This is a genomic window from Quatrionicoccus australiensis, from assembly GCF_020510425.1.
GTDB lineage: Bacteria > Pseudomonadota > Gammaproteobacteria > Burkholderiales > Rhodocyclaceae > Azonexus > Azonexus australiensis_A.
Genome location: NZ_JAHBAH010000001.1, coordinates 1,781,728 through 1,798,831 on the forward strand (window position 1 = coordinate 1,781,728; position 17,104 = coordinate 1,798,831).

18 protein-coding genes are annotated in these 17,104 nt (G+C 62.9%); 8 read left to right on the forward strand and 10 right to left on the reverse strand.

Annotation, left to right across the window (positions count from 1 at the left end):
* Positions 1 to 47: 47 nt before the first annotated feature.
* The 3 genes from KIG99_RS08540 to KIG99_RS08550 form a co-directional block, all read right to left on the reverse strand.
* A complete protein-coding gene (locus KIG99_RS08540) occupies positions 48 to 2,615 on the reverse strand; it encodes a PAS domain S-box protein (RefSeq protein WP_226459776.1) in 2,568 nt (855 codons plus the stop codon).
* On the reverse strand, positions 2,612 to 3,754 hold the full coding sequence (locus KIG99_RS08545; protein WP_226459777.1) for an FIST signal transduction protein: 1,143 nt from the start codon (positions 3,752 to 3,754) through the stop codon (positions 2,612 to 2,614). The genes KIG99_RS08540 and KIG99_RS08545 overlap by 4 nt, the downstream gene beginning before the upstream one ends.
* A gap of 61 nt (positions 3,755 to 3,815) precedes the next feature.
* Entirely contained in the window at positions 3,816 to 4,316 is a 501-nt protein-coding gene (locus KIG99_RS08550; protein WP_226459778.1) for a CinA family protein, read from the reverse strand.
* 82 nt (positions 4,317 to 4,398) lie between these two features.
* Here KIG99_RS08550 and KIG99_RS08555 point away from each other — a divergent pair, with 82 nt between their 5' ends.
* The 4 genes from KIG99_RS08555 (at position 4,399) to KIG99_RS08570 (ending at position 7,456) form a co-directional block, all read left to right on the forward strand.
* Positions 4,399 to 5,076 (forward strand): SIMPL domain-containing protein, encoded by a 678-nt coding sequence (locus KIG99_RS08555; RefSeq protein WP_226459779.1) that lies wholly within the window; start codon positions 4,399 to 4,401, stop codon positions 5,074 to 5,076.
* A gap of 65 nt (positions 5,077 to 5,141) precedes the next feature.
* Complete coding sequence (locus tag KIG99_RS08560) at positions 5,142 to 6,467, forward strand: DEAD/DEAH box helicase (RefSeq protein WP_226459780.1); 1,326 nt, start codon at positions 5,142 to 5,144, stop codon at positions 6,465 to 6,467.
* A 111-nt stretch (positions 6,468 to 6,578) separates the two neighbouring features.
* Positions 6,579 to 6,761: a hypothetical protein gene (locus KIG99_RS08565; RefSeq protein WP_226459781.1), complete on the forward strand. Its 183-nt coding sequence runs from the start codon at positions 6,579 to 6,581 to the stop codon at positions 6,759 to 6,761.
* Between the two features lie 251 nt (positions 6,762 to 7,012).
* Entirely contained in the window at positions 7,013 to 7,456 is a 444-nt protein-coding gene (locus KIG99_RS08570; RefSeq protein ID WP_226459782.1) for a c-type cytochrome, read from the forward strand.
* Between the two features lie 96 nt (positions 7,457 to 7,552).
* On the opposite strand, the gene KIG99_RS08575 is transcribed toward KIG99_RS08570, so the two are convergent.
* From KIG99_RS08575 to KIG99_RS08595, 5 genes are all read right to left on the reverse strand, one after another.
* A complete protein-coding gene (locus KIG99_RS08575) occupies positions 7,553 to 9,541 on the reverse strand; it encodes a UvrD-helicase domain-containing protein (protein ID WP_226459783.1) in 1,989 nt (662 codons plus the stop codon).
* Between the two features lie 112 nt (positions 9,542 to 9,653).
* Complete coding sequence (locus KIG99_RS08580; RefSeq protein ID WP_226459784.1) at positions 9,654 to 9,971, reverse strand: hypothetical protein; 318 nt, start codon at positions 9,969 to 9,971, stop codon at positions 9,654 to 9,656.
* Between the two features lie 51 nt (positions 9,972 to 10,022).
* Positions 10,023 to 10,709 carry a DUF4197 domain-containing protein gene (locus KIG99_RS08585; protein WP_226459785.1) on the reverse strand — a complete coding sequence of 229 codons (687 nt, stop codon included), beginning with the start codon at positions 10,707 to 10,709 and terminating at the stop codon, positions 10,023 to 10,025.
* An 18-nt stretch (positions 10,710 to 10,727) separates the two neighbouring features.
* Entirely contained in the window at positions 10,728 to 11,864 is a 1,137-nt protein-coding gene (locus tag KIG99_RS08590; protein WP_319002366.1) for a PilT/PilU family type 4a pilus ATPase, read from the reverse strand.
* Between the two features lie 29 nt (positions 11,865 to 11,893).
* Positions 11,894 to 12,937, reverse strand: coding sequence for a type IV pilus twitching motility protein PilT (locus KIG99_RS08595; RefSeq protein WP_226459787.1), 1,044 nt, complete (start codon positions 12,935 to 12,937; stop codon positions 11,894 to 11,896).
* Positions 12,938 to 12,992: 55 nt separating this feature from the next.
* Here KIG99_RS08595 and KIG99_RS08600 point away from each other — a divergent pair, with 55 nt between their 5' ends.
* From KIG99_RS08600 to KIG99_RS08615, 4 genes are read left to right on the forward strand one after another with little or no spacing between them, the layout of a single operon-like run.
* The gene (locus KIG99_RS08600) at positions 12,993 to 13,682 is read left to right on the forward strand and encodes a YggS family pyridoxal phosphate-dependent enzyme (protein WP_226459788.1); all 690 of its coding nucleotides are present in this window, start codon (positions 12,993 to 12,995) and stop codon (positions 13,680 to 13,682) included.
* Complete coding sequence (gene proC, locus KIG99_RS08605) at positions 13,679 to 14,491, forward strand: pyrroline-5-carboxylate reductase (protein ID WP_226459789.1); 813 nt, start codon at positions 13,679 to 13,681, stop codon at positions 14,489 to 14,491. The genes KIG99_RS08600 and proC overlap by 4 nt, the downstream gene beginning before the upstream one ends.
* Positions 14,491 to 15,024 carry a YggT family protein gene (locus tag KIG99_RS08610; protein WP_226459790.1) on the forward strand — a complete coding sequence of 178 codons (534 nt, stop codon included), beginning with the start codon at positions 14,491 to 14,493 and terminating at the stop codon, positions 15,022 to 15,024. Before proC ends, KIG99_RS08610 begins: the two co-directional genes overlap by 1 nt.
* Positions 15,021 to 15,314 carry a DUF167 domain-containing protein gene (locus tag KIG99_RS08615; RefSeq protein WP_226459791.1) on the forward strand — a complete coding sequence of 98 codons (294 nt, stop codon included), beginning with the start codon at positions 15,021 to 15,023 and terminating at the stop codon, positions 15,312 to 15,314. The genes KIG99_RS08610 and KIG99_RS08615 overlap by 4 nt, the downstream gene beginning before the upstream one ends.
* Positions 15,315 to 15,363: 49 nt before the next feature.
* Here KIG99_RS08615 and KIG99_RS08620 read toward each other — a convergent pair whose 3' ends face one another.
* Positions 15,364 to 15,708: a ComEA family DNA-binding protein gene (locus KIG99_RS08620; RefSeq protein WP_226459792.1), complete on the reverse strand. Its 345-nt coding sequence runs from the start codon at positions 15,706 to 15,708 to the stop codon at positions 15,364 to 15,366.
* 147 nt (positions 15,709 to 15,855) lie between these two features.
* Positions 15,856 to 17,103 (reverse strand): dihydroorotase, encoded by a 1,248-nt coding sequence (locus tag KIG99_RS08625; RefSeq protein ID WP_226459793.1) that lies wholly within the window; start codon positions 17,101 to 17,103, stop codon positions 15,856 to 15,858.
* Position 17,104 lies beyond the last annotated feature (1 nt).

Genomic DNA, 17,104 nt, shown 5'->3' on the forward strand with positions numbered 1-17,104 from the left:
AAAAGGGCATTTTTGCCCTTTTCCAGAGGTCGACCGATAGCCGCCGCTCAGCCCTTGCCGGTGGCCTGACGCGCGTGTCGCAGCCAGTGCAGCAGCGTCTGGTAGAGCACGGCCGGATCGACCGGCTTGCTGACAAAGTCATTCATGCCGGCGGCCAGGCAATTCTCCTTGTCCTCGGCAAAAACGTTGGCAGTCATCGCCAGAATCGGCACCGACTGGCCGCAAGCCATCTGCCGGATGCGGGCCGTGGCGCCCAGACCATCCAGACGCGGCATCTGCATGTCCATCAGGATCAGGTCATAGGCATGCCGCTCGAGTTGCTCGATCGCCGCAATGCCGTCTTCGGCAATATCGATGAGCAGGCCGACATCCTCGAGCAGCATGATCGCCACCTCGCGATTGATCGGATCATCCTCGACCAGCAGGATATGGCTGCCGGCGAAGTCCCTGAGCAGCACCGCTTCGGCATCGCCTTCCCGGATTGTCTCGGGCACGGCGGTCACCACGGCCTGCCGCTTCAGACGGGCGGAGATCCAGAACACACTGCCCCGCCCCGGCGTGCTGACCGCGCCGGTCTCGCCGCCCATCAGTTCGGCAATATGCTTGGTGATCGCCAAGCCGAGCCCGGTGCCGCCATATTTGCGGGTGGTTGAGGCATCGGCCTGCGCGAACGGATTGAACAGTCGTCCCAGCGCCGCCGGCGCGATGCCGATGCCGGTGTCCTCGACCTCGAAACGCAGCAGCACGCTGTCAGGAGAGTCTTCCAGCACGCGCCCGCGCAGACAGATCGAACCCTGTTCGGTGAACTTGATCGCATTGTTGGCGTAGTTGATCAGCGCCTGCTTGAGCCGCGTCGCATCGCCGAGCAAACCGGCCGGCAGGGCATCGCCTTCGACCCGCACGCTCAGCCCGGCCGAACGGGCGCGCTCGGCCAGCATCTGGGCCACCTCGCGCATGATGCTTGCCGGCACGAGCGGAACCTCTTCCAGCTCCAGCTTGCCGGCCTCGATCTTGGACAGGTCGAGAATGTCATCGATCACCGAGAGCAGATGCTGGCTGGCGCTTTCGATCCGCCCCATCTGGCCGGCTTGCTCCTCGCTCAGTCCGGCCCGGCGCAGCAGATGCACGGTGCCAAGGATGGCATTCATCGGCGTCCGGATCTCGTGGCTCATGTTGGCCAGGAAAACGCTCTTCGCCCGCGTTGCTGCCTCGGCGGCTTCCTTGGCAAGCAGCAGATGCTGCTCGGCCTTCTTCAGCTCGCTGATGTCACGCACGAAGGAAATGAAACAGGCCGGCTCGACCTCAGTCGCAGCATGGTAGTGCAGAGTGATATTGACCGGGATCAGGCGACCGTCGCGATGCCGGTTCTCGGTATCGAAGCTGTTCATCTCCTGCAACTGCATTCGTGCCGTTGCTTCGGCGAACCCCTTGACAGGGAAAGCGGGATCGATGTCCGCCACATTGAGCGTCTGCATTTCGGCGCGGCTGTAACCCAGCATGTCGGCCGCCGCCTGATTGACATAGAGCAGATGCCCGGTCGCACAGTCGACCCAGTGAATGCCGATGCCGACGCGGTCCATCGCGAACTGCGTCTGCTCCAGGCGGGCATTGGCCGCAGCCAGATCGCGCGTGCGTTCGGCAACCTGGCTTTCCAGTTGCTGGTGGTGCCGCGCCAGTTCCGCCTCGCTGTTGCGCAAGGCCTCCTCGATCCGTCGCCGCTCGGTGATTTCGCGGGAGATGCCGAGAATCCCGATCAGGTGGCCATCATCGCCACGCATCGGTGTCTTGATCGTTTCAAACAGGCCGCGATAGCCGTTATCAGCAAAAGTCAGCCACTCTTCGTTGATCGTCGGAACGCCGGCAGCCGCCGCCGCACGATCATTTTCCCGGAAAAAATCGGCGAGCTCCTGGCTGACGAAATCGATATCCCGACGTCCGACGATCTCGTGCGCGCTGGCGTTGTAAAGTCGCGAGAAGGTCGGATTGCACGACAGATAAACGCCATTCGGATCCTTGACCCAGACCAGATCGGGGATCGCTTCGTAAAGGCTGTCGAGAAAGGCCCGCTCGCGCTCGCTTTGCGCCAGAGCCACGGCCAGTTCGGCACGGGCGTCGTCGCGGTCTGCCGCCAGCGCCACGGTCAGGCGCTCGTTATTGCGGCACAGGGTGATCGCGCGCGCCAGATTGGCGAGCACCGGCTGAAAGATCCGGGTCAGCGGCAGAACGCTGACAAATGCCTCGGGCGAGAGCAAAAGTATCGAAATCCGCGTGTCGACCGGCAGGCGCAGGCAATGGCCATAACGCTGATCGAGCGACAGGACGTCGAGTAGCGCCGCATCGGCCAGCATCTCGACCTTGCCGCCGAGCAGGCCGTCAGGCAGGTTGAAGCGGCTGCCGCAACGCTCGGCCAGAACATGGTCGCCGACGGCAGCAGCAAGCGTCGCCGCCATCCCGAATTCAGTACTGTCCTGATCGACCAGCACGACACCGGCCGGAAAGGAGGTATGAAAGAGCAGGCGCTGCAAGGTCCGCTTGAGCAGGGCATCAAGATGAATCTCGCTGCCGATCGCCAGCGACAGATCATAGAGAATGTTGAGTATCTGTTCGCGGTTCATGCCGGCCGCCAGGGCATGCTGACCAGCGTCGCATTGTGGAACAGCGGATAGCCACGCCGCACGGTACTGCCGATTTCGCCCAGCGAAAGCGCACCGGCCATCGTTGCAGCCCGGCTGTCGGCGTACAACTCAGCCAGCTCGCTCGGCGCCGTTTCACCCAGGTGCATGCGCCGGCCGGCGCAGTAGAAGGTCAGCAGGGACGCATTTTCGATGCCGCCATTTCCGGCGTGCAGTTTCCCGGCCAGTCGCCGGATGCAGTCATTTTCGCCAGCAGACGGGGCCTTGAGCAGGACCAGCATGGCATTTTCCGGAACCTCGCCGACGCAGAACAGCGCATCGTCTTCAGCCACGGCAACGGGAATGCGCACGACCACTTCGCCATTGGCGCAGAGAATGCCAAACGGGAAATGCACCGCGTATTGGTAGAAATTGGCGCGAGTCAGCTCGATGCCATAGTTGGCCTTGATGATTTCCTGATAAACGGCGAAAGCCGGGCGCCAGTCGATCATCGCGATCCGGTTGCCAGCGGTCGACGTCGCGCTCATCGCCTTTTCCGGCGAACGAAAACCATGTTCGAGCACCGTGCGTGCATTACCGGACAACAACAGACCCAGCACACCGTTGCCGACGACCTGCTCGGCATCGAACAGACAGGGCATGGGCTGGAAGGTTTCGCTGCCGGCATTGACGCCAGCGTAATCGACACGATTCGCAATGTCGAGGTAGAGATCGTCGAGCAGGCTGGCGACATTCGGCAGCATGCTGTCGAACAGCAGGAACAGCGTCGGCTTGGCCGAGTCGGCCGGCAACTCTTGCAAACCGGTGCGCACCGCCGCGACCATCCGGGCCAGTGCCGGTTGATCCCCGGTATTCAATTCAGGCAGGAGGAAAACCGGCGGCATGACCGGAAAAGGCAGCAACCAGGCGCCAGTGCCGACAAATTGCTGATCGACGATCAAGGCCGGGAAAATCGCGCCCGCCAGCTCGATGCCACGGCTACGGCAGGCCGACTGCAACAAAGGCAATTTGTCCTTGTCGGCTTCGGCCAGCAATACGAGAACCCCGGCCAACGGCATTTCAGCCTGCCACGCGTCAAGAGCCTGCTCGGCTCGCCCCGCCTCCAGTTCAATGTAACGCATCGTTATCTCCCGCCCCAGATTGTAAGGTTTTTTTTAGCAGGTGCGGCGCTTTGCCGCCGACTCAAGCCACGCTGATCGCGGCATCCAGACACGATTGCAGGCCAAGCAGGGCATGCCGCACTGCCTGCTCACGCACCACCGCCCGTTCGCCGACAAAGTGGCAGGTTTGCGCGGTACAGCCGCCGTCCTTGCCGGCCCAGGCAAAACAGACGGTACCGACCGGCTTTTCCGGCGTGCCGCCGCCCGGCCCGGCGATGCCGGTGATCGCCACCGCCCAGTCGGCCCGGCTGTGCGCCAGCGCGCCCTGCGCCATGGCGCGTGCCGTTGCTTCCGAGACGGCCCCCTGGCGCGCCAGCGTCGTTTCCGGCACGCCCAGCATGTCGACCTTGGCGGCATTCGAATAAGTCACGAAACCGCGTTCGAACCAGCCGGAACTGCCGGCAATTGCCGTCACCGACTGGGCCAGCCAGCCACCGGTACAGGACTCGGCTGCGGTCAGCCACTCGCCGCGCGCCAGCAGGCTTGTGCCGAGTCGCTCGGCGAGGATTTCAAGTTCGTTCATGCAACAAATCTTAACATTCGGCCGGCCACAGCCGGCGTGCCGACGCGGATAATGCACGCACCCGCTGACCAGGAGAAACACCATGTCCTTCCGCCATTTCGCCCTTGTTGCCCTGCTCGCCGGCAACCTGCCGCTTGCCACCGCCGGCACCTTGATCGAGCTTTCTGCCGAAGCCAGCCGCCCGGCCGCCAATGACCTGATCCAGGCCCAGGTGTATGCCGAAGCCAATGCCGGCAATCCGGCCGAGGTCGCGCGTCAGGTCAATCGCGACCTTGGCGAGGCCTTGCAAGTGATCAAGAAAACAAGCGGCGTCACCGTCAAGAGCGGCAACCAGAACACTTACCCGATCTACGGCAATGGCCGCCGCATCGAAGGCTGGCGCATGCGCGCCGATCTGCTGCTCGAATCGAAGGACAGCGCCGCCATCTCGGAACTGCTCGCGCGCCTGCAGCAAATGAAGCTGGCGCTCGGCAATGTCAGCCAGATGCCATCGCCGGCAACGCGCAAGGAAGTCGAAGCCGGCGTGACGCGCGATGCCATCCGCGCCTTTGAAGCCAAGGCCGCCGTGATTGCCGAGACGCTCGGCAAGAGTTACCGCATCAAGCGCCTGTCGATCCAGCAGAGCGGCTTCGCACAACCGATGCCGATGCTGCGCGCCGCCAGGATGGAAATGGCCAGCGCCATGGCACCGACCCCGATCGAAGCCGGTGAAAGCCAGGTCAGCACGACGGTCAGCGGGGAAATCGAACTCGCCGATTGAGTCTGCCTGAAGCCGACGGCGGCGGAAGCAGGTAAACTCCCGCCTTTCCCCCTTCGGCCACCGCCATGACCTTCGCTTCCCTGGGCCTCGCCGCCCCGCTCCTGCAGGCCCTCGAAACGCTCGGCTACAAGACGCCGACCCCGGTGCAGGAAAAAGCCATTCCCGCCGTGCTCGCCGGCCGCGACCTGATGGCGGCGGCGCAGACCGGTACCGGCAAGACGGCCGGCTTCGCGCTGCCCATCCTGCAGCGCCTGAGCGAGGCCGAAGAAAAGGTCGCCAGCAACTCGATCCGCGCCCTCGTCCTGGTGCCGACCCGCGAGCTGGCCGAGCAGGTGCATGCCAGCTTCCGCCAGTATGGCGAGCATCTGCCGGTCAGCACCTACGCGGCCTACGGCGGTGTCAGCATCAATCCGCAGATGATGCGCCTGCGCCGCGGCGTCGATGTGCTGGTCGCGACGCCCGGCCGCCTGCTCGACCTGTTCCGCCAGAACGCCATCAAGTTCAAGCAGGTGCAGACCCTGGTCCTCGACGAGGCCGACCGCATGCTCGACCTCGGCTTCGCCCAGGAGCTGTCCACCGTGTTCGCCGCGCTGCCGAAACAGCGCCAGACCCTGCTCTTCTCGGCCACCTTCTCCGACGAAATCCGCAGCCTGGCCAAGGGCCGCCTGCGCGATCCGCTGTCGATCGAGGTCAGTCCGCGCAACAGCACCGTCAAGGCGGTCAAGCAGTGGGTCGTACCGGTCGACAAGAAGCGCAAGCCGGAATTGTTCCTGCGCCTGCTGAAAGACCGCAAATGGGGCCAGGTGCTGGTCTTCGTGAAGACCAAGAAAGGCGCCGACGAACTGGTCGCCACGCTGCTCGCCAAGAAGATCAAGGCCGATGCGATCCACGGCGACAAGCCGCAGGCCAGCCGCCAGCGCGCGCTCGACAGCTTCAAGGCAGGCGAGGTGCAGATTCTCGTCGCCACCGACGTCGCGGCGCGCGGCCTCGATATCGACGACCTGCCGCAAGTGGTCAATTTCGACCTACCCATCGTCGCCGAGGATTACATCCACCGTATCGGCCGCACCGGCCGGGCCGGCGCCAGCGGCGAGGCGATCTCGCTGGTCTGCGCCGACGAGGCACCGCTGCTCGCCGCCATCGAAACCCTGACCAAACAAACGCTGAGTCGCGACGAAGAACCCGGCTTCGAGCCGGATCATCGCGTACCGATGACCAACGGCGCCGGTCAACTGGTCAAAAAGCCGAAAAAGCCCAAGGTGCCGGGCGGCCGTGCCGGCAAGGGCGTACCGAGCAACTGGGTCGGCTTCGACGATGGCCCGGCCAAGGGCGGCCGGCGCGGCAGCGCTCGACCGGCCACTGGCGGCAAAAAGCCGGCGGCCAAGCGCTGATCCACCTTACGACACACTGTCTCCAACCTGTGGAAAACCGATATTGCGGCGCAACATGTTTTGCCTATACTTCGCGCGCAGGATCAAAAATCATAATTGGAGTACAGCAAAATGCAGGTCAAGATTCACTATCGCATCACCCAGGACAGGGCTGGCATTCCGCAGGACTTTAGCGGCGCCCGCCGTTTTGCCGTCAGCGAAGGGCAAGTCATTGAAGATATGGCGCGACTGGAACTGGCAACGGATTACCAGATCCCGCAAAGTGCCGTCGAAATCTGCCGAATCGAGCACTAGCCGGCATCTCGGCCAAAACCGCAACAAAAATGACATTGCGATGAACACATTCGGTTACACAAGGCTACGAAAGGACGACAGACGAAGGAAGGGCAAAAATTTACACTGCAGTTGTGCATTGAACCCCTCCTCTCGAAATCCCCCCTTTCGAGAATTTCAACCCCGCCGCTGGCGGGGTTTTTTTTGCCCGGAAATCGAACTCAAGCCGTTATAATTGCGCACTTTTATTTTTCCGCAATGAGGTATTCAGCATGGCCGAGAAGCACTCTTCAACGAGCATCATGTGGGCAGTGATCGGTATTGCCATCGCCCTTATCGCAGTCATCTTCCCGCTCACCGTCAAGAACTCCAGCTCCGCGGCCGATGCCGTCGGCGGCAATGACGAAGCCGATGTCCGCATCCAGCCGGTCGCCAAGTTCGAACTGGCCAAGGCGGCTGCCGCCGCTGCCAGTGGCCCGCGCGATGGCGCGACGATCTACAACAGCATCTGTGGCGCCTGCCACAACACCGGCGCAGCCGGCGCACCGAAGATCGACGACAAGGCCGCCTGGGCACCGCGTCTGGCCACCGGCAAGGCTGCGCTGACCAACAGCGTCACCAACGGCAAGAACGCCATGCCGGCCAAGGGCGGCGCCACGCTGTCCGACGAGGAAATCAAGAACGTCGTCGAATACGTCATGAGCAAGGCCAAGTAAGCCGGTTCAGACCAATAAAAAAGGAGGCTTCGGCCTCCTTTTTTACGTCCGGATTTTGCCGTTCTGCAGCGGTCGACCGCTGGAAAAGGGCAAAAATCAGCGTTTGCCGGCCAGCATCGCCTTCATCGCATCGAGCCGGGCATTGCCGGTTGCCTTGTCGGGCGGGGTATCGGCTTTGCCGCCGGCAAAGCGGATGTCGTCGCGCCCCATTTCGTCGATGAAGCGCGACGGCTCGCAGGGCACGAACTCGCGCGCCTGCTTGCGCCGCTCGCACCAGGAAATGTTCAGCGTCTGCTGGGCACGGGTGATGCCGACGTACATCAGGCGACGTTCTTCCTCGATCTTGGTCGGATCGGTCGATTCGCGGTGCGGCAGGATGCCTTCCTCGACGCCGACCAGGAAGACATGCTTGTACTCCAGCCCCTTCGACGCATGCAGGGTCGACAACTGCACGGCATCGACTTCCTCGTCGTTCTGCTTGTCGAGCATGTTGATCAGCGCGATGCTCTGGGTCAGGTCGATCAGCGTCTTGCCGTCCTGCTCGCCCTTGCGGTTGAGCCAGTTGCAGAATTCGCAGACATTGCCCCAGCGCGTCTGCGCGGTGCGTTCCTCTTCCTGGTCGTAGAGGTAGGTTTCGTAGTCGATCGCCTTGATCAGGTCGGGCAGCACCTGGTGTGCCGGCTCGCGTATCGCACGTTCCTGGGTACGGTTGATGAACTGGCAGAACTCGAGCAGCGGCTCGAGCTGGCGCGCCTGGACGCGCATCGCGAAGCCCTCTTCGAAGGCGGCCTGGAACAGCGAGATATGGCGTTCGCCGGCGTAGGTACCGAGCACCTGCAGCGTCGCCGCACCGATGCCGCGCTTGGGCGTCGTCGCGGCGCGGATGAAGGCCGGATCGTCGTCCTCGTTGGTGAGCAGGCGCAGATAAGCGGTGATGTCCTTGATCTCGGCCTTGTCGAAGAAGGACTTGCCGCCCGACAGCAGATAGGGAATGCGGTGGTCGCGCAGGTATTCCTCGAAGCCGCGCGCCTGGTGATTCGAGCGATAGAGGATGGCGTAGTCCTTGAACTTGGCGCGGTACTCGAAGCGGTGCGCCTGCAGTTTCATGACCACGCCCTCGGCTTCGGCGTCGTTGTCACGGCAGGCGGTGACGCTGATCTGCTCGCCGAGCCCAAGCTCCGACCAGAGCTTTTTGTCGAACAGCTTCTCGTTGTTTGCAATGACGTTGTTGGCTGCCTTCAGGATGCGCACCGTCGAGCGGTAATTCTGTTCGAGCTTGATCACCTTGAGGGCCGGAAACTCGTTCGGCAACTTCTTCAGGTTCTCGATATCGGCACCGCGCCAGCCGTAGATCGCCTGGTCGTCGTCGCCGACCGCGGTGAATTGCTGGCGGACGCCGGTCAACAGCTTGAGCACCTGGTACTGGCAGGCATTGGTGTCCTGGTACTCGTCGACCAGCAGGTAGCGCAGGCGGTTCTGCCACTTGTCGGCAATGTCCGGATGCTCGCTGAACAGCTTCACCGGCAGGCCGATCAGGTCGTCGAAATCGACCGCCTGGTAGGCCTTGAGCGTCGCCTCGTAGGACAGGAAGGCATGCGCCGCGAGCTTTTCGTGCTCGTCGCGCGCCAGGTGGCGGGCCGCTTCCGGCGAGACCAGCGCGTTCTTCCAGTTCGAGATGATCGACTGCAGGTTGCGCAGCGTCGCCTTGTCCACGGTCTTGGCGACTTCGCTGATGATGCCGGCACAGTCGGCCGAATCGAAGATCGAGAAACGCGGCTTGTAGCCAAGCGCCTTGGCTTCCTCGCGCAGGATGCGCACGCCCAGCGAATGGAAGGTGGAGATCTGCAACTGGTCGGCCTGCGGTTTCGACAGGATCTTGCCGATGCGCTCCTGCATTTCCTTCGCCGCCTTGTTGGTGAAGGTGATCGCCGCCACGTTGCGCGGCTGGTAACCGCAGTCCTGCACCAGGTAGGCGATCTTCTGCGTGATGACCCGCGTTTTGCCCGAGCCGGCACCGGCCAGCACCAGCAAGGGGCCGTCCAGGTAATGAATTGCTTCGCGCTGCTGCGGATTGAGGCCGGACATGTCTCTGCAAAAAACAGCGCCCCGACGATGCGGGGCGCCTGTGAATTCGATGGGCCAATTCTAACCCAGGCCGGCGGAGGGTTGAAAATCGCTATCTGGACGAGGTCGACCGTCAGGCCGTGTCGTCGACCTGGTGAAAATCCGGGGTTTGCGCTGGCTGGCGCAGCAATTCGTCAGCCGCAGCGCCGAGCAGGCTCAACTGCGCCGCCACCGCGCGCGCATCGGCCAGTACCTGTTCGCCACCTTCAAACGGCCCGATCGCACGCGGATCAACCTCGGCGATTTCCTGCTGCAGGCTGCGCTGGCGGTCGCCTTCGATGCCTTCCGCCGCCTCCACCCGCCGCACCTGCTCGTCGGCGGCATGGCGCACCCGCTCGCCGGATTCGCGAACAGGTGACTGGGTGGTTGATTCAAGGCGGCTCAGTTTCATAAGATGGACTCCTTGAGTCATCTAACGACCGCTGAGCCGCCCGACTTGAGTTTACAGCGCGCCGAACACCTTCTTCAGCAGGTCACTGCCGGCACCGACCGGGTTCGAACGCAGCTTCTGTTCCTCTTCGGCAATCATCAGGAACAGGCCATCCATCGCCTTTTGCGTGACGTAGCCGTCAAGGTCGGCATCCTTCTGGTCGATCAGGCCGCTGCTCGCGGCCTTGCCGGCAAACTGGTTGTACTTGTCGGCGAGCTTCAGCTTGCTGGTCGAAGCCTTGACGATGGGCATGAACTTCTCGCCGAGCTGCGTCGACGAGGTGCGCTTGAAGTACTGCGTGACGCTGCCTTCGCCGCCGGTCAGGATGCCCTTGGCGTCCTGCACGCTCATCTTCTTGATCGACTCGACCAGAATGGGCTTGGCTTCGGCCACGGCATCCTCGGCAGCATGGTTCATCGTCTCGATCAGCTGGTCGGCCTGCTTGCCCATGCCGAACATGCGCAGGCCCTTCTCGGCCTTCTGCAGGTAGCCGGGCAGCGGAATCTTGACCTTGCTGTTGCCCATGAAGCCGCCATCCTTGCCGAGCGAGGCGACCGCGTAGTCGGCCCCCTTGGCCAGCGCTTCCTTGACCCCGGCACTGGCATCGCCGGTCGAGATGGCATCAAGCGCGCCGGCCTGAGCCAGCGCAGCGGTCAACAACAGAAAAAGGGCAAAAATCGAATTGAGCAGGTGGCGCATGGGGTTCTCCTGTATGGGTCAGACAATATCGAGGTGGCCGAGACCGCTGGTCAGATCGCGATCCTTGGCATCCTTGCCGAGCAACTTGATCTGCAGACGCAGGTCGTTCAGCGAATCGGCATTGCGCAGGGCATCCTCGTAGGTGATCTTGCCAGCCTCGTAGAGGTCGAACAGCGCCTGGTCGAAGGTCTGCATGCCGAGTTCGCGCGACTTCTTCATGATTTCCTTGATTTCATGCACCTCACCCTTGAAGATCAGGTCGGAAATCAGCGGCGAATTGAGCAGGATCTCGACCGCGGCGACCCGGCCCTTGCCGTCCTTCTTGGGCAGCAGGCGCTGCGAGACCATGGCGCGCAGGTTGAGCGACAGATCCATCAGCAACTGCTGCCGGCGCTCTTCCGGGAAGAAGTTGATGATCCGGTCGATTGCCTGGTTGGCGCTGTTGGCATGCAGGGTGGCCAGCGCAAGGTGGCCGGTTTCGGCGAAGGCAATGGCGTAATCCATGGTGTTGCGATCACGGATTTCGCCCATCATGATGACGTCCGGCGCCTGGCGCAGCGTGTTGCGCAGGGCCGGGCCCCAGTCATCGGTATCCACCCCGACTTCGCGCTGGGTGATGATGCAGTTCTTGTGCTCGTGCACGTATTCGATCGGATCCTCGACGGTGATGATGTGGCCGTAGGAGTTCTCGTTGCGGTAATCGACCACCGCCGCCAGCGACGTCGATTTGCCGGTACCGGTGCCGCCGACCATGATGATCAGGCCGCGCTTGGTCATTGCCAGATCCTTGAGCACCGGCGGCAATTGCAGCTCGTCCAGGGTTGGAATGCTCATGTTGATGGTGCGGCAGACGACGCCGACTCGCCCCTGCTGGACCAGCGCATTGACCCGGAAACGGCCGATGCCGCTCGGCGAAATGGCGAAATTGCATTCCTTGGTCGCTTCGAATTCGGCGGCCTGGCGGTCGTTCATGATCGAGCGCGCCAGCTCGGCGGTATGCGAGGCCGTCAGCACCTGATTGGAGACCGGCGTGATCTTGCCGTCGATCTTGATCGCCGGCGGAAAGCCGGCGGTGATGAACAAATCCGACCCTTTTTTCTGCGACATCAGCCGCAGCAGGTCGTGCATGAATTTCATTGCCTGATCGCGTTCCATTCCCTGCCTTTCAGTTGTAATGCACCGGATCAGACCGGGAACGCATCCTTGTTGGCTGCCTTGTTGCGTGCTTCATTGCTCGAAACGATATTGCGTCGCACCATGTCGAGCAGATTCTGGTCCAGCGTCTGCATGCCGTAGTTCTGGCCGGTCTGGATCGCCGAATACATCTGCGCCACCTTGTTCTCGCGAATCAGGTTGCGGATGGCCGGCGTGCCGATCAGGATTTCGTGCGCCGCGACCCGGCCGGTGCCATCCTTGGTCTTGAGCAGGGTCTGCGAAATGACGGCACGCAGCGATTCGGACAGCATCGAGCGGACCATTTCCTTTTCCGCCGCCGGAAACACGTCGACGATACGGTCGACCGTCTTGGCCGCCGAAGACGTGTGCAGCGTGCCGAACACCAGGTGACCCGTTTCCGCCGCGGTCAGTGCCAGGCGGATGGTTTCCAGGTCACGCAGTTCGCCGACCAGGATGACGTCCGGATCCTCGCGCAGCGCCGAGCGCAAGGCGTTCGAGAAGGACAGCGTGTGCGGCCCGACTTCGCGCTGGTTGATCAGGCACTTCTTCGCCTCATGCACGAACTCGATCGGATCTTCGACGGTCAGGATGTGGCCGTAGTCGTTTTCATTGACGTGATTGACCATCGCCGCCAGCGTCGTCGACTTGCCGGAACCGGTCGGCCCGGTGACCAGCACGATGCCGCGCGGGTACTCGGAGATTTCCTTGAAAATCTTCGGACAGTTCAGTTCTTCAAGCGTCAGCACCTTGGACGGAATGGTCCGGAAAACGGCACCGGCGCCGCGCTGCTGGTTGAAGGCATTGACCCGGAAACGGGCGAGATTGGGAATTTCGAAGGAGAAGTCGCACTCCAGCGTTTCTTCATAAATCTTGCGCTGACCGTCGTTCATGATGTCGTACACCATGCCGTGCACATCCTTGTGCTCCATCGCCGGCAGGTTGATGCGGCGCACGTCGCCATGGACGCGGATCATCGGCGGCAGGCCGGACGACAGGTGGAGGTCGGAGGCCTTGTTCTTGACACCAAAGGCCAGCAGTTCGGTAATGTCCATACGGATCGTCCTTAAGGCGCGTGTATACTGGGGGCAGACGCAATTCCAATGGATTATGAGCGCAATCGCCACCAACCTGCAAGCTGTCCGGGCCCGCATCGCCACTGCGGCAAGCGCGGCCGGCCGGACGCCGGAAAGCATCGCGCTGCTGGCCGTCAGCAAGACCAAGCCACTGGCCGACGTACTGACCGCTGCCGCCGCCGGACAGATCGCCTTTGGCGAAAACTACGTCCAGGAAGGCTGCGAAAAGGCAGCCGCAACGGTCGGCCGCTCTCTCGAGTGGCATTTCATCGGCCCGCTGCAAAGCAACAAGACGCGGCTGGTCGCCGAGCATTTTGCCTGGGTGCACTCGGTCGACCGCCTGAAAATCGCCGAAAGGCTGTCGGCACAGCGCCCGGCCGACCTGCCGCCGCTCCAGGTCTGCGTCCAGGTCAATGTCTCCGGCGAAGCGAGCAAGAGCGGTTGCACGCCGGACGAAGCGCTCGCCTTGTGCCAGGCCGTCGCCACCCTGCCGAATTTGCGCCTGCGCGGCCTGATGACCATTCCCGAGCCGACCGACGACGTTGCTATGCAGCGCGCGCCGTTGCGCCAGTTGCGTGAAATTTACGAATCGATCCGGGCGGCCGGCTTGCCGCTCGATACCTTGTCCATGGGCATGACCCACGATCTTGAAGCAGCCATTGCCGAAGGTGCGACCATCGTCCGCGTCGGCACGGCCATTTTTGGTGAGAGAAACTACACATGAAGATTACATTCCTTGGCGGCGGCAACATGGCCAACGCGCTGATCGGCGGCATGCTCAAGCAGGGCTTCGCCGCGGCTGACATCACGGTCATCGACCCGGGCAGCGAAGCACGTGCCAAGCTGGCACAAAGCTACGCGGTCAACTGCCTGGAATCGGCCGAAATGCTCGCCGCGGCCGGCGACGTGCTGCTCCTCGCGGTCAAGCCGCAGCAGATGAAGGAGGCCCTTGCGCCGCTCGCCGGCAAACTGGGCAACGCGCTGGTCATCAGCATCGCCGCCGGCCTCGACATGACCGCCCTGTCGCGCTGGCTGGGCGGCCATCGCCAGATCGTCCGCTGCATGCCCAACACGCCGGCCCTGATCGGCGCCGGCATCACCGGGCTGTGTGCCCGCCCGGAAGTCAGCACTGAGCAGCGCGCTACCGCTGACCGCGTTTTGCGCACCGTCGGCACCACGGTCTGGATCGAGGACGAAGCAAAAATCGACGGCGTCACCGCCATTTCAGGCAGCGGTCCGGCCTACGTTTTCCTGTTCATCGAAGCCCTGCAGCAGGCCGCCGCCGATCTCGGCTTCACGCCGGAACAGGGCCGCCTGCTGGCCATCGAAACGGTGCAGGGTGCCGCCGCGCTGGCTGCCAACTCTGCCGAGCCGGCATCCGTGCTGCGCGAACGCGTGACCTCCAAGGGTGGCACCACCGCTGCCGCCCTGCAGGTCATGGCCGACACCGGCGTCAAGGAAGGCATAGTCGCTGGCTGCATGGCCGCTGCCGCCCGCGGCCAGGAACTCGGCAAGATACTCGGAGCCGATTGATGCAAGCCCTTCTCTTTCTGGTCGACACCGTTATCGGTTTTTTCTGCACGCTGTTCCTGCTGCGCTTCATGATGCAGGCGATGCGTGTTTCGTTCGCCGGCCAGATCGGCAGTTTCGTCGTTGCGCTGACCAATTGGGCAGTCAAACCGCTGCGCCGCATCATTCCCGGCATTGGCGGCTTCGACTGGGCCAGCCTGCTTGCCGCACTCGCCCTGCAACTGTTGCTCGCCATATTCCTTGTCGCCATCTCGGGGCGCGACCCGGGCAGCGACGGCGGCACGCTCGCCCTGATGGCACTCTGGTTCGCACTGCGCAGCCTGCTCCGCCTGGCGATCTACATCCTGATCGGCACCCTGATCCTGCAAGCCGTGCTGTCCTGGATCAACCCCTACTCGCCGTTCGCAGCACCGGCCCATCAGCTGACCCGGCCGCTGCTCGATCCGATCCGGCGCATCGTACCGCTGATTTCCGGCATCGACCTGTCGCCGCTGGTCGCCATCCTGCTGCTCCAGGCAGCCCTGATGTTCCTGTGAGCGAGTGGTTTCGCCAGGCTGGGGACGGGCGCATCACGCTGACCCTGCACATCCAGCCCGGCGCCAAGAAGACGGAATTTGCCGGCCTGCATGGCGATGCCCTGAAAATCCGGCTTGCCGCACCGCCGGTGGACGGCAAGGCGAATGAAGCGCTGGTTCGCTTTCTCGCCGACGTGCTCGACCTGCCGAAATCGGCTGTCGTCCTGAAAAGCGGCCAGACTTCACGCCGCAAGGTGCTCGAAGTAAGCGGCAGCGATAGCGCACGCATCAGCGCACTGAGCGGCATCTGAGGCAACAAAAAAGCGGGCAATTGCCCGCTTTTCGCTTGCTTTCCCGACTTTACTTCACCGGTGCCGCCGGCTTGGGCACTGCGGCGGCGGGCGCCGGTGGAACAGCCTTTGCAGCGGCCTTGGGGGCCGGCGGTGCTTCACCCCCGCCCACCGTCAGCTCGCTGCGCAGCTTGTCCAGGGTCTTCGTACCGAAGCCCTTGACGGCCTTGAGGTCGTCGACGCTCTTGAATGGACCGTTCTTGCTCCGGTAATCGATGATGGCCTTGGCCTTGCCGGGGCCGATACCTTTTACCGTATCGAGTTCTTCCTGCGTTGCCGTGTTGATGTTGACTGCGGCAAAGGCCAGATTGATGCTCGCCAGTACGGCAAGAATCAGCAACAGAACATGCTTCATGAATGCTCACCTCCGTGATTGTCAGTGTGTGATTGATCTTCGTCATTTGCAGCGCCACCGCAAGGCAGGCGATGCAAATGACATACTAGTGACCAACCGACAAAAACACAGGTGCTTGATTTGTCAATTTTTGTAATGCCGCGAGCATTACGCCGTATAAACAACACGCCCTTCGGCCAGGGTCAGCCTGACCTGTCCGCTCATCGCATAACCCAGCCAGGGCGAATTCTTGCCGCGGCTCTTCAGGGCCTCCGGGGTCACCAGCCAGCTGGCAGCCGGATCGAAAACGCAGACATCCGCCGTCGTCCCCACGCCGAGCTGGCCAAGCGGCAGACCGAGCACTTCGGCCGGAGCCGAAGTGATGCGGGCGAGCGCAGCGGACAGCGATACCCCGGCCGCTTCGGCCCATTTCAGGGTCAGCGGCAGCAGGAGCTCCAAGCCGGTGGCGCCTGGCTTGGCTTCACCGAAGGGCAGCAGCTTGTCATCGGCACCGACCGGCGTATGGTCGGAACAAATCGCTGCCAGACCGGCGCCGGCGGCATTCGACAGCGCCAGACGATCGCTTTGCGCGCGCAAGGGCGGGCAGAAGCGGGCGTGCGGATTGAAGAAGCCGATGTCGTTTTCGGTCAGCAGCAGGTGATGGATGCCGATATCGAAAGTCACCGGCAGGCCTTCGTCACGCGCCGCCTTGAGCAGCGCAACACCGGCCGCCGAGGAGAGTCGGGTCAGATGGACGCGACAGCCGGTGTCGCGCACCAGCTGGACGATAGTGGCAATCGCGATGGTTTCGGCGGCGACCGGAATGCCGGCCAGACCGAGCCGGCTGGCAACTTCGCCCTCATGCGCGATGCCGTTGCGCGACAGCCAGTGGTCCTGCGGCTGCAGCCAGACGGCAAAACCGAAGGTGGCGGCATATTCCATGGCGCGCAGCAGCGCTTCGGTATCGACCACCGGCTTGTTGGCCTGCGAGAAAGCCACGCAGCCCGCCTTTTTCAGGCCGGCCAGTTCGGCCAGACGTTCGCCGTTCAAACCCAGGGTCAGGGCGCCGAGCGGCAGGATGCGTGCCTTGCCGATTTCCTCGCCGCGATGCACCAGGCGGTCGGCCAGTTCCGGCTCGTCGAGCGGCGGATCGGCATCCGGCGGCACGACGACCGAGGTCACACCGCCGGCAACGGCGGCCGCCAGTTCGGCCTGGATGCTGTTGAGGCGGGCACCGAGGTCGATCAGGCCGGGGCAGACGATGCAGCCGCTCGCGTCGATGCTCTTGTCGGCAACGAAACCGGCCGGCGCATCGCCGACTGCGGCGATCTTGCCATCGGCAATGTAAAGACTGGCCAGACGGTCGACGCCGTTTTTCGGGTCAATAACGCGGCCGTTCAGAATGACTGTGTTCATC